11 protein-coding genes and 1 pseudogene are annotated in these 13,144 nt (G+C 48.7%); 3 read left to right on the top strand and 9 right to left on the bottom strand.

Annotated features, from left to right (window positions below; translation table 11 throughout):
• The first annotated feature begins 93 nt into the window (after positions 1 to 93).
• Entirely contained in the window at positions 94 to 2,589 is a 2,496-nt protein-coding gene (gene mprF / locus KNO95_RS11170; protein ID WP_214703553.1) for a bifunctional lysylphosphatidylglycerol flippase/synthetase MprF, read from the top strand.
• Positions 2,590 to 2,713: 124 nt separating this feature from the next.
• On the opposite strand, the gene KNO95_RS11175 is transcribed toward mprF, so the two are convergent.
• From KNO95_RS11175 to KNO95_RS11205, 7 genes and pseudogenes are all read right to left on the bottom strand, one after another.
• Positions 2,714 to 3,256: an NUDIX hydrolase gene (locus KNO95_RS11175; RefSeq protein ID WP_214879033.1), complete on the bottom strand. Its 543-nt coding sequence runs from the start codon at positions 3,254 to 3,256 to the stop codon at positions 2,714 to 2,716.
• A 13-nt stretch (positions 3,257 to 3,269) separates the two neighbouring features.
• A complete protein-coding gene (locus tag KNO95_RS11180) occupies positions 3,270 to 3,764 on the bottom strand; it encodes an LURP-one-related/scramblase family protein (protein WP_214879035.1) in 495 nt (164 codons plus the stop codon).
• Positions 3,765 to 3,861: 97 nt separating this feature from the next.
• Positions 3,862 to 4,002 (bottom strand): annotated as a pseudogene (locus tag KNO95_RS11185) (nucleosidase); the annotation flags it as partial.
• Positions 4,003 to 4,127: 125 nt separating this feature from the next.
• Positions 4,128 to 4,778 (bottom strand): FusB/FusC family EF-G-binding protein, encoded by a 651-nt coding sequence (locus KNO95_RS11190; RefSeq protein ID WP_214879036.1) that lies wholly within the window; start codon positions 4,776 to 4,778, stop codon positions 4,128 to 4,130.
• A gap of 121 nt (positions 4,779 to 4,899) precedes the next feature.
• A complete protein-coding gene (locus tag KNO95_RS11195) occupies positions 4,900 to 5,166 on the bottom strand; it encodes a CD3324 family protein (protein ID WP_214879037.1) in 267 nt (88 codons plus the stop codon).
• Between the two features lie 245 nt (positions 5,167 to 5,411).
• Complete coding sequence (locus KNO95_RS11200) at positions 5,412 to 8,186, bottom strand: glycoside hydrolase family 3 protein (protein ID WP_214879038.1); 2,775 nt, start codon at positions 8,184 to 8,186, stop codon at positions 5,412 to 5,414.
• Positions 8,183 to 9,256, bottom strand: a complete 1,074-nt coding sequence (locus tag KNO95_RS11205) for an alpha/beta hydrolase (RefSeq protein ID WP_214879039.1) — start codon at positions 9,254 to 9,256, stop codon at positions 8,183 to 8,185. The genes KNO95_RS11200 and KNO95_RS11205 overlap by 4 nt, the downstream gene beginning before the upstream one ends.
• 120 nt (positions 9,257 to 9,376) lie before the next feature.
• Between KNO95_RS11205 and KNO95_RS11210 the strand changes: the two genes are divergently transcribed.
• Entirely contained in the window at positions 9,377 to 9,748 is a 372-nt protein-coding gene (locus KNO95_RS11210) for a hypothetical protein (RefSeq protein WP_214703548.1), read from the top strand.
• A gap of 109 nt (positions 9,749 to 9,857) precedes the next feature.
• Positions 9,858 to 11,303, top strand: coding sequence for a DEAD/DEAH box helicase (locus KNO95_RS11215; RefSeq protein WP_214703547.1), 1,446 nt, complete (start codon positions 9,858 to 9,860; stop codon positions 11,301 to 11,303).
• A gap of 201 nt (positions 11,304 to 11,504) precedes the next feature.
• On the opposite strand, the gene KNO95_RS11220 is transcribed toward KNO95_RS11215, so the two are convergent.
• Together KNO95_RS11220 and KNO95_RS11225 are read right to left on the bottom strand one after the other, a co-directional pair.
• Positions 11,505 to 11,918 carry a hypothetical protein gene (locus KNO95_RS11220; protein ID WP_214700790.1) on the bottom strand — a complete coding sequence of 138 codons (414 nt, stop codon included), beginning with the start codon at positions 11,916 to 11,918 and terminating at the stop codon, positions 11,505 to 11,507.
• Between the two features lie 14 nt (positions 11,919 to 11,932).
• The gene (locus KNO95_RS11225) at positions 11,933 to 13,126 is read right to left on the bottom strand and encodes a DUF4317 domain-containing protein (RefSeq protein ID WP_214703546.1); all 1,194 of its coding nucleotides are present in this window, start codon (positions 13,124 to 13,126) and stop codon (positions 11,933 to 11,935) included.
• Positions 13,127 to 13,144 lie beyond the last annotated feature (18 nt).

Here is a 13,144-nt window from a genome sequence, read left to right on the forward strand (position 1 = left end):
TTTTTGAAACGTTTTACAGATTTCAATCGTATCCTATAGTACGATTTAGTTAGAAGACACTGTCAGTCATATGACAGATAAGGAGAAAACCTCATGCGCACTCGTTTTTCATGGAAACAATTAAAATGGCTCATCCCTATAGCATTAATCGGTTTGATCTTGATTCAGAGCGGACAAGAGTTGAAAGACCTCTCGCTCGCGACCGCCTTCACGACACTGAAACAACTGACCGGTTGGGAACAGTTCACACTCATCCTACTCGGTGGATTCGCTGTCTTGACCATGACGGGCTATGACTATTTCTTGCTACGCTCTTTACATATCGAGCTACCGAAACGAAAAATCGTTCAAACGGCATGGATCACGAACTCGATGAACGGGTTGCTCGGCTTCGGCGGCGTGATCGGGATCGCGCTTCGTACCTCGCTCTATCGTCCCTATACGGACACGAAACGCTTGCTCCGTGCCATCGGGTGGATGACTCCGACACTTATCAGCGGTCTGTCCATTCTTTCCATCGGTGTGCTCCTCGGTATCTTCCCGGCCGGTGGGCTCGTCGGTACGAAACCGTGGATTTGGCCAGTGTTACTCGCCGTGAGTGCGATGCTCCCGTTTTATTTGTTCGTCACCTCACGCCGATCAAACGTCGGGTGGTCCACTCTGCTCGGGTATACGATGACCTCGCTCGCAGAATGGGTCACCGCTGGATTCGTCGCCATCTATGCTTTGACATTACTAGACGGTTCGGCCTCGTTCGTGCAACTTTTCGGAGTATTCATCGTCGCGACGGTCGTCGGTGTCGTCTCTCTCGTACCTGGGGGTGCCGGAACGTTTGACTTACTGTATCTCGTTGGGATGACTCAACTTGGGATTCATCAAGACATCGTTTTGTCTTCACTAATCATCTACCGATTCGTTTATTTTGTCGTCCCATTTTTAATTGGACTCTTTCTCGCGGCTATCGCGTTTGGGGACCAGGTCGTCAAACAAATCGAGTATCGGCCAATCATCGGGTCATCGTATGAGATTGGGACCGTCGTCTGGCGCGTCGTTTCGCGGACGCTTGCGAAGATTGGACGATTGACCGGAAGTCTCATCGCACTCATGAGCAGTCTGTTGATTTGGTTCCAGACGCTTCTCCCGAGCGTGACGCCGCTCTATGAAGTGAATCGCTGGTTTGAATGGGTCGGTACCCTTTTCATATTGAGTGCCGGACTTCTCATGTTTTTGTCCGTCTATGGCATGTATGTGCGGACTAAACGAACACTCTGGTTACTCAACACTGCCTTCATCTTGGCGACCATCGGGGTCATCGCTCGTGGTTTAAACCTGTTTGAGACCTTCGTCGTCATCGGGTTTGCGATGTTCGTCTGGTTGACACGTAAACGACACGTCCGATACCGCTCGATTTTAACGACAGGACGTCTCATTCGAAGCTTGATCTACGTCCTGCTCTATGTCGGCACCCAGGCCCTCTTGTTGCAATCATTCGCGGGTACGGATGACTTATTCTTCACATCTCATCAAGCCGGCTGGTTGACGACGTTTGTCTTGTTATTGACTTCGATCGTAGCAAGTGCGCTTCTGCTCTTATTCGACCGTTGGAAACGCCCGGCGCTTGGAGAGGCATACGATGAACATCGAATCCGACAGTTCCAAGCGGCGCAACAAACATCAAGTAGCTTTGATTTGGCCCATATGGCAGATAAGCGCTTTTACATGACCGAGGCCGGAGATGCGTGTCTGTTGTTTGCGACAGCGCGGAACCATGCGATTGTTCTTGGTGATATCCAAGGTGAGCGACAGGCGGCGACTGCGTTATTGACACGTTTCATCGAGGATGCGGACCGAATCGGGTATATCCCTTTATTTTATCAAATTACACCGAATTGGATGCCGCGCCTTCATGATGCCGGCTTCACGTTCTTCAAACTAGGGGAAGAGGCGACGATTGACGTCTCGACCTTCTCCTTATCCGGGAAGAAGCGTGCAAATATGCGCTCTCTCTACAATCAGTTTGAGAAGAAGGGCATCACGTTCGACATCGTCTGTGAACCGAGCCTCCTTCTGTTACAAGAGTTAAAAGACATCTCAGATGAGTGGATTGGCAATCGAAATGAGAAAGGCTTCTCCCTCGGTTTCTTCGACTATGAAACGTTGACCCGTTATCCGATTGCCTTATTACGAGATGCGGACGGTGTCGTCGTAGCTTTCATTTCGTTACTCCGAGGAGACGGAGCCATCTCAATCGATTTGATGCGTTCGAAAAATGATGCGCCATCTGGAGCAATCGAAGTATTGATTCTTCACATCATCGAATGGGCGCGTGCGGAAGGTTATGAACATGTCGGACTCGGCGTGGCACCACTTGCGGCCGTCGGGGGGCAGACGTTCTCGCACTGGCCAGAGCGCGTCGCCGCCGATATTTTTGAAAATATCAGCTATATCTATCCGTTCAGTGGCTTGCGACAGTTCAAACAGAAGTTCAAACCGTCGTGGGAAGGACGCTATCTCGCATTCCGTCAACGTCGGAAGTTGTTGCCCTCGATTTTACGGACAGCGCGGTTGATTAGTCGGAAAAAATCATAACGAGAGATACCGCTCATCGACTCATTTTCAAAAAATTACATGTAAAACTAGAGGTCTATTTGATTCAAAATCAACTCAAAGAAAAGAGATCTGATTCTTCAATACGAATCAGATCTCATGTTATTCACGAATCTACTTTCACCGCAGCTTTATGATTGATTCCTCCCCATTGCCCTCGCATGGCAAAAAGTAACGGTATCATCGGTGTGTGATACGGTATGAATTCTTGCTGTTGAATCATCTGCAGAACCGCCGCTTCATCCGCCCATTTCACGGCTTGCACTTCAGATTCCTGTAGCGTCAGTTCATTCAAATCCACTTCCATTTCGACCAGATAAATGTCGTCAAACCCTTCATCAAAATTGACGGTCAGATGCGGTCGTGTCTGAGATAGATCAAGCTTGAGCCCAATCTCCTCTTCGAGTTCCCGCATGGCGGCTTGCTGACTCGTATCCCCTACCGTGGCACTTCCTCCGACCGTGATATCCCACATGTTTGCCCAACCTTCCTTGAACGGTTGGCGCTGTTGAATCAACATCTCGCCCTTCTGGTTAAAGATACACACGTGAATGACAAGATGATACTCGCTTTCTGGCAATCGAATTCCCCGTTGCCACGTGCGACCGGTTTTTTCTCGGTTCACCGTATAGACGTCCCAAAATTCCATTAGATCCTCCCCTTTATGTTGCGGCGCTAGATGCTGCTGCTTGATCGGCTTTCGCACAATCGATGGCTACGACGATGGAGATGAGAAGGTGCTCCATCTCTGGTTCTTCGACACGAATCTCGTAACTGTCTCCCCACGTGAACCATTTCTTTTGAACACTTCCGATAGAATGTCCGTTCTTCGTCACATCAAAATCCATGTCCCACCAATCGCCTTGGACATCAATCCCAGCTGCATCGATGGAATATTTCGGTTTGAAGAATGAAAAATCTTTCGAGATGGTCATCATATCTGTGCCGTCCACTTCTACGAAAAACTTCGGCAAAAAGCTGAACGTCTTTTTTGTGATCGTCGTGACCGTCTGACCGTTCATATCTTTGATTTCAAATGATTTTGGAAACTTCATAAAGCTACCCTCGATGAAATAATGGTCATGTCCGTCTGCATCCTTGATGGTGAAGCGCCCGCGTAAACTGAACACTTTTTGTTTCATGTAAAGCGTGTGCATGATGATCCCTCCGATTTTATGTAGTCCTTTACGTACGAGTCCAATCTTGAAATCGATTCACTTATCACGAAACAGTTTCTTTTGATACAGTTTCGAGAACTTCCGATAATCGGTCACCTACCACGAAGCCATCCGGCAGTTCATACTTCTTCACGATTTCTGACACTAAATCGCCCTTATCCAACGTTTCGATTTGTTGAATGCTATATGTTTCTGTAATCCAACGATCCATTCCATATCAAAAATGACTACGTGTTTCATTCATTCCCTTCTTTCTAGATTGAAACTTCTTGGATTCTATCTAAAGGGATATCGGAAAGGTTGTACAGTATTTTATGAAAAATAAAAAGCCTGACTCCCTCGTCAGGCCTGTAACGCTTTATGAACAAAAGTATGCAAAGCCTCTTGGCTCGTGATGTGTTCGTTGCACGTCTTACTGTCTACACATATGTATGTGCCGATGGCTTTGTAATAGTCCGGATTTTTCGCTTGTTTCGCTTTCGTGATCGTAACGCAGTACGTCACGTCCGTGAACTGATTACAGAAGGCACATATGTTTTTCTTCGTATTCGTGCTCGGTTTACATACGATGCCAATCAATCGACCTTCATGTTGACAAATCATCAACTTTTGCTTGGAACGTCCATCGTTCCAACTCAAATAAGTGAGTCGTCCAAAATCAACATCGGCTAGCTCCGGTAAGCGAAGCTTCTTCTGTTTCGGGAACAAATCCTTCAGCTGCTCGGCAGATACGACGGGAAATGGTTGAACCCATTCTTGTAATTGTTGCATGTACTCTTCGAACGCTTCGTTCGTCTGTAACGTCGAGAACTGTAAAAGCTTCAATTGTTCAGTCGTTGCCTCAGGGAATGCATAAATCACTTTCGACTGTGCCAAGTCGATGACTGCCCGCAAAACAGAAGACGGCAAGCTTTGCATTCGACTCTCTTTGACGAGCCTCACTTGTTCTTTGATGAGATTATATTGTTCGTTTTGAATAAATGGATCTGACATCTTGTCGCCCCCTTCCTCAATCCTCAGTTTACAGGAGACGACGCTTCCTTACTGTGTACACTTTGATTAAGAAACATAGTCGACCTAAAAAGGTACGACTAGCGAACTAGTCGTACCTCATTCATGTCGAGCAGTATACAATCTTTCGAATCGTGTGCGTCGCCAAATGATAGGATATGGCCAGATTTTCGATTCGCTCTCCGTTCCGAAACGCTGCGCGTATGGCTTCGTTTCGTTTCTCAAGTAATTGTTTCCCTCCGTTGACCGTTCCCCACTTCCGTTTCGTGTCGGTCGGGGTCGGCACATATAACGTTTCACCTTGTACGTATTGTTGCACCTCTTGCAACAATCGTTCTGGCAGAATGTGTTGCGCATTGACGTACTTCATCATACCTCGCTCCTTATTGAATGAATCCAATTCGATAAGGGAGCAAAGCCAAGTGGGTTACGTTAAATCAAGCGATCAAGGTATTCGTTTCGCCCCATGCAAGTGATCGCCTTTCGTCCAAATGGCTTTGCATGAGTGCGTGAAGACCTAGAAAATCGAAGCCGATTTTCCACGGGTATGCGCCTCCTTTGCGATGTGTCGTTCCTTCAATTATACCGAATTCAATGAATCGGCAAAAGGGCGACTCAGCCGTTCTTCATACTGAATTCATCTGCGAGCGTGAAGGACACGTCCTTCACTTCTAATCCGCTCAACGCGAAATAGAGCTGGAGATAATTATGCTGGTTCAAGAAGAAGACCTGCTTCGTCTGCGTCACCCATTCTCCGTCCGTCCCGTTAAACGTGAACGTCGCACCTGGGATATTGTTCGCAAACAATGTCACCGGCATCTGTGCCAATTCTCCCGCGTTCGAACGGGCAGTCAACGTGATGTCATACGTTCCGGTCTGGTCGACCGAGATAGCGAAGACGTGTGTGTTTCCGGTCGAGGTGTCGATTCCTGACAAATCAACGTGTTCCCCGTTTTCGAGATGTTGATAGTCCAACTCAAATGCATCCTGTTGATTCGTTTCGTCTTCAAAGCCGAGCACCTCGACCGAACCATCATGAATCCCAAGCAGACGCTCCATCGCCGGTGATTTCAAGATGAATGAACAAATGTTGTGCGCACTCCGCAACAACTCGCCTCGTGTGACCACGCCTTCTTCGACCGATGCCATCGTGTTGTCCTCGAATGAGTTGAGGTCCGGGCGGTCGACGACCATATACAAGTCGTTTTGCGAACGAACCATCGCTGCCGTGTTTTTACGGTTGGCCGACTCATCCTCACGGAAGTTCACTTTTGCCCACCAGTCCGTCATGACAATCCCTTCAAAGCCCCACTCGTCACGTAAGATACGCGTGTTTTGGTCATACAGTCCAGCCGTCCAGATTCCGTTGACCGCGCCATAAGTCGTCATGATTGACGTTGCACGTCCTTCTTTCACCGCCATCTCGAAGCCTTTCAAATAAATCTCGCGTAATGCCCGCTCCGAGACGACCGAATCGATATCGTGACGATGTGCCTCTTGGTTGTTGGCGCTGAAGTGTTTGAGTGTGCCCGTCACGCCGACACGATGCATCCCATTTAGTTGGGCGATTGCCATCTTCCCAGTCACATGTGGGTCTTCCGAGAAGTACTCGAAGTTACGTCCGTTCAACGGATTTCGGTGAATGTTCATCCCTGGTCCAAGCAACGTATCGACGCGATTTTTCCGCATCTCGAGTCCTGTCATCTCAAACAAGTCTTCGACGAGATCGACGTTGAACGTGGACGCCAAGAGTGTGCCGTTCGGAAGCGCGAACGCCTTCATCCCGATATCCATGCGAATCCCTGATGGACCATCGGCACAACAGGCCGCTGGAATCTCAAGCTCGTTCAATCGGTCGGACACCCCACCAAACGCAGCGGCCGTTCCCGGTGTGACGCGTGGTGAGTTCATCCCTTGTCCGCGGACGATACAAGCCAAGTCCTCATCCGTCAATTGATCTAGAAATGCGTCGAGCGACGCCTTCCCGTGGTACACATCACTCAATTTGATGCCTTGGTCACCCGTGAACGCTCGCGTCTCAGGGCGTTCTTCCAAATAACGTGTCTCGACGTCAACGGCGCGAAGCGGTGTCGACTCATAGCTCACTTCAAACCCTCGTTCGCCTTGAATCGGTTTCATCCGTTCGAACGGGAGGACAGGTGCCATATTCTCGCTCAACGTCTCAAGGACACGTTGCTCACGCTGCTCGACCTCAAAAGCGAGTGCAGCCGAACGCACGTCTGTTCCGACATATAACCGATACGTCCCCGCCTCTAAAACGAAGCTCGATTCATGACCCGTCACGCCAGAGTCGTCATAACTCGCAAAGTCAGTCATGTGGACGGTGAAAGAAAGTGTCTGTCGCTCACCTGGCTCAAGAAGCAACGTCTTCTCGAACGCGACCATTGACCGGAGTGGGTTCCCGAGCTTCCCTTGTGGCTTCTCGACATAGAGCTGAACGACTTCTTTCCCGTCACAGTCTCCCGTGTTCGTCACTTCCACGTCAACCGTTAGGACACCATCGACTTCTTTAGTCTGTTTGACCTCCGTTTTGAACGTCGTGTAAGACAGTCCGAATCCGAATGGGTACAAGACATCATCCTTCGCGAACGTCTCGAAATAGCGATAGCCGACATAGATGTCTTCTTGATAAATTCCTTTGTCTGCGTGACCAAAGTTCTTTGTCGACGGATAATCCTCGATCGAACGAGCGATCGTATCTGTCAGTTTCCCGGAAGGAGTCACGTCTCCGACGAGAACGTCGACAAGTCCTTTTCCACCTTCCATCCCGCCTTGCCAAGCATAGAGGATGGCACTCGGTTGCTCTGCCCATTTCATGTCGATGATGTTCCCGACGTTTAGGACGACGACTGTCTTTTGGAAGCGTTTCGTGACGCACTCGATCATCGCGTGTTCGATATCCGTCAACAAGTAGCTACCCGGGTCGGCCGTGTTGTCACGGTCTTCCCCTGCCGTGCGTCCAATCATGATGAGCGCGACATCTGACTCTTGTGCGGCTTGATCGACGAGTTCGTCCGTTACGTCCATCTCCTGTTGCGACCACGGTTCACCCGCCCAACCGACACCTTGGTCAAATGGATTCTCCGTCACCCACTCTTCATACGTCGCATAGAGCGATTCATTGATGTGAATGTCCGTACGCTCACGTAGTGCCTCGAGCGGTGTCGTGACGTGTCCGACGTTCACCATCCCGCCTGATCCGGTACCGCTCTTATAGTAATGGAACTGGCTACGACCAAATACGGCGAGCTTTGTTTCAGGCTGTAACGGGAGGGTCTTCTGTTCGTTTTTGACTAACACGACGCCTTCCGCGACCGCTTGACGGGCCAATTCCTCATAACGTGTCCAATCTAATGTATACTGTTTCATTTCGTCAGCTCCTTTAGTCCATTTGCGATTTCATACATACAATCTTCTGCTTGTGGATAGTCTCCCAACTTATCGATGAAAGCATGGTCCATCCCTCGATATTGAATGAGCCTTGTCGGAATACCTGCTCTCGACAGTTTCCGTGCATAGGCCTCTCCTTCAAGTCGTAAATAATCGTATTCGGCTGTCACAATCAGGGTAGGTGGTAGACCCGTGACATCGTCTGCGAACAACGGCGATACGAGGGGATGTTTGAGATCCGTCTTCCCTTGAAGATAGAGATCATTTAGTAGCGAATCTGGATCCGCAAGCGCAAGCACGACACCACGAATCAAATCGTGATGGTATGAGATGTCGTACGCATCGAGTGTCCATTCAAAATCATCTGTCGGAATCGACCCTAGATTGACGACGGGATAGACGAGCGCTTGATAACTGATTCGATGTTCCCCTCGTTCTTGGTCCATCAGACAGCAAGCGGTCGCCAAGTTGCCACCGGCACTGTCACCGGCGACGCCGATTCGGTCGCGATGGACGTTCAACTCAGTCGCATTTTCATACACCCATTCAAAGGCGCGGTAACAGTCATTCAATCCGGCTGGGAACGCATGCTCCGGGGCGAGACGATAATCAACAGAGATGACGACCGCATTCGCCCGTTCCGCGAGTAGCTTACATGGATTCTCGATCGTCTCAAGCGTCCCCCCGAAGAATCCACCGCCGTGGAAGAAGAGAATGGCCGGGATTGCTTCAGTATGATGCGGACGATACAGACGGGCCCGGATGTCGCCGTCCTCACTTGGAATGAGTAGAGATTCCGTTGCGATCTCAATCGTTGTCTGATCCTGATTTGGCCAGCCCATGCCGGCGCGTGCTGCCTCGAGATTGAACGCCACGTCCGGTTCGTCATCTGAATGATTCATGGCCAGTGTCGCGAACACGCGTGGATCGAGGTCTCCAGTACGGTCTGAATCTGGAATAGGTTTGATGATGGTTTCGAGGTGGTTCGCGTATGTTCGATATTGGTCTTGTTGAAGGTGTTGGACGAGATGTTCATAATCGGATTCCATTATGTAAGCCCCTTTCTTTCGATATTCTTTAGCCTGTAAAAATATTGTTTATGGGTAAAGTTGTACATCGACTCATCGCATGATACGTTGTTGGAACAGATCACTAAAGGAGTGTTATTGATGTACAACTGCGTTAGCTGCAACAAATCATTGAACGAACATGACGTCATCCATACAGATGAACTCGGTCACTTTGGTGATCCAATCAAACATTATTGTGATTCTTGTTTCATCGAAGGAGCGAAAATCGGTTTTAACAAGATGGAGATTGGTTGTTGCACAGCATGCCAACAACCGTTAGTTTTACAATATGATGCGGAAGAGACCGCTAGTCTGGCTCGAGAAGATGGAACCATCCACTACATATGCCCTCAACTACTAGACGCATATCGACAACAAAATGAAGAGTTGATTGACCAGTTAGAAGATGTTCATGATCAATTTATTTTTTATGCAATTCAACCCGATCCGACGCTGCCTGACTTCGGATAATGGATTGTCATTCGCTTTCCTACCAACTTTCGGTCTATAATGGACTGTATTGCAAATAGACATTGAAATTTTCTGTAGCAGAAGTTTTCACGAAAGAATGAGGTTACCCATGAACAAACAGCAATTTACTGATTATCGCCTGAGCGACGAGATCACTCGTGCGTTAGGCATTATGAAATACGAATCACCTACCGAAGTACAACAGCAGGTCATCCCCCGTGCGCTCGAGCGCGAAGACTTAATCGTCAAAGCACAGACAGGAAGCGGAAAGACTGCCGCTTTTGGGATTCCGGTCATCGAGCTCATCGACTGGGCTGAAAATAAACCCCAAGTGCTCGTTTTGACACCGACACGCGAACTCGCCGTTCAAGTCCGAGAAGATATGACGAACATCGGACGTTTCAAACGAATCAAAGCGACTGCCGTCTACGGGAAAGAACCGTTCTCGAAACAGCGTGAAGAGTTGAAGCAAAAGACACATATCGTCGTCGGTACGCCAGGACGCGTCATGGACCACATCGAGCGCGAAACCCTCTCACTCGACCGTATCGAATACTTGATCATCGATGAAGCGGATGAGATGCTCAACCGTGGCTTCCTCGCTGACGTCGAGAAGATTCTTCAGCAGTTGCCAAACGAACGCGTGACGATGGTCTTCTCAGCGACGTTCCCACAAGATATCGAACGCCTCTGTCAGAAGCATATGAATGCTCCTGCGCGTGTCGCCATCGAATCGACCGGCATGACCGCTTCGACAATCGAACACCGTCTCCTCCCGGTTCATCGGAATGAGAAACTTGCTGTCCTTCAAGACATCACGGTCGTCGAGAACCCGGACAGCTGTATGATTTTCTGTCGAACGAAAGAGAACGTCGACACGGTGTACGCCGAGCTCGACAAAGCTGGCTATTCGACTGAACGTCTTCACGGTGGACTCGAGCAAGAGGATCGCTTCGCCGTCATGAACGGATTCAAGATGGGCAACTTCCGTTATCTCGTGGCGACAGACGTCGCAGCGCGCGGAATCGATGTCGATAACGTCGAGCTCGTCGTCAACTATGACGTTCCTGTCGAAAAAGAAAGTTACGTGCACCGTACGGGTCGTACCGGACGTGCCGGCAAACAAGGGACGGCCATCACGCTCATGACCCGTCAGGAAGAGCGCCTCATCGGAGCCATCGAATCTTACGTTCAATTCGAAATTCCGATAATCGATGCTCCGACAGAAGCGGAAGTAGCGGCTAACCAAGATGCCTTTGAGCAAAAGTTGAGCGGACGACGCGTCGTTCGCAACAACAAGACGGCTCGCATCAATCAAGACATCATGAAGCTCCATTTCAGTGGCGGGAAGAAGAAAAAACTTCGTGCCGTCGACTTCGTTGGAACGATTGCAAAAATCCCTGGAGTATCCGCTGACGACATCGGAATCATCACAATCAACGACCAGATGACGTACGTCGATATCCTCAACGGAAAAGGTTCGATCGTCCTTCAGGCGATGGAAACGACGCCAATCAAAGGGAAGAAACTTAAAGTAAGCAAAGCTTATAAATAATGCATACCCAGCCTCAAAGATGATGTTCGTCTTTGAGGCTTTTTCGTTATTCGACAAACATCGAAAGCGCTTTCGATAAACGGTAAAAAAATATAGTTTTTAGAAAACGTTTTCATCTGCATCATACCTGTATCAAAGATTGAATTCAACCTTCCTCACTTGATTGTCAAAAAAGAGCCCAAGGTTTAAGCCTTGGACCCTTCACTTGAATCGAAAATCTTGAACGTTCCCTGTGAATCCCGAGATCGACACGTCATTCTTTTCATCGACGCGATAGTAGTATTCTGCGTTCGGTTCATTTGTAAATGTGACGTAGATCGTATACGGATTCGTGTGTTCGAAACCATCCGCGCGAAACGGGATTGTTCTTATGCTGTATGTTTCGTCCGGATACTGCTCAGCGAGATACATGTCAACGAGGTGCTTGTCTTCTGCGACCCGCTCCGCTATAAGAACAGGGCGTGAAAAATAGAACGTACCGTACGTCATAACAATCAGCAATGCAACGCCAACCATACCGAGTCTCCATTTTCCACGCAATGCTAGCGCAAGTAATAGTGGGATGGCAACCAGGATGAAAAATGCAACATATTCAATCAACTCGATCGGATGCATCGATTTTCCCCCAATCAGTCTAACGACTCTTCAGAGATGAGCTTGAACCCTTCGATTTCTGTCTCCTCTTCTACTTCGATTAAGAGACATGGTTTTCCTTTATAATTCACTTGCTTCACGTATTTCAAATCTTGTGGACTGACCGAAATATTGGCGACCTTTGTATTGATCTTGATTGATTTTGACGTATACTTCGGAACGACACTCGTCGCTTTCATCTCATATTTCGTGTCATCCACGACTTGCTTGAACGCCTGCTCGACCTTCTCCGTCGTCACATCTTCCACACCGCTCGCCCGTAAGACGACCTCGACCGCCCGAGAGTCGAGCATGGCCACCGTCTCTTCTTCTTGCTCATTCTCTTCCTCGGCGACGATGATTTGATTGATCTCATCGTAAACGGTCGCGAGTGTCCGGGAATTAACTTCTTCGCCGATGACCGCTTTGATGACTTCTTCAAAGACAGCCTTCTCTTCAACTGCCGTGACGATTTCCGAACCGTTCAACACGTTCTCGATGAACGTCATATCCGGTTGATGCGCTTTATGCGCCGAGTAAAGCACATGGTTCACATCGGCCGCGTTATCCGTGAAACACGGGAATAAGAATCCACCGATCGGCGCCTCGAGTTTGATGATCGGATTTACAATCAAGCTGGCTTTGAATTCCCGCTCGACGAAGTCAAAAACGAGTGACTTTTTCGGAAGTTCTGTCGGGCTGATACTGCCGAGGATGAACTTCGTCGTATACACTTCATCGTTCGCGTGAATCTCAGACTCTTCCGAATGTCGGTTCGTCGGTTTATTGTAATTCCCCCGAATGAACGTCACGACCATGTCTTTCTCAAACGGCGTGTCCTTCACCATCTTCAACGCGATGCGCTGCATATAGTCCGTCCATACGTCTGTCTCTTCCGTACGGAGTCCTTCATAGAGCAACCCTTGCGTATGGTCGACTTGACCTTCCTCAGGATATTGGAACTTCACTTCGAACAACTTTTCATCTAGCTTCCCGCCGAGCACTTTTTTGAAGTTCGTCAAAAACAGTTCTTGCTGTTCTTCTTCAAGGAACGGGAACGGGCGCAACTCTTCGTAATAAATCTCATTCGTTTCCTGTCGGATGTAAATCGTATATAGATCAGCAATCTTGAGTTTGGTCGCATTTACTTTAAACTGTCGGCGAATCGCCGCAATCTCTTTCTTGTTCATTCCATCCACCTCTTCTTT

Origin of the sequence: Exiguobacterium sp. ERU653 (assembly GCF_018617775.1) — a bacterium.
In the GTDB taxonomy this organism is placed as follows: domain Bacteria; phylum Bacillota; class Bacilli; order Exiguobacteriales; family Exiguobacteriaceae; genus Exiguobacterium; species Exiguobacterium marinum.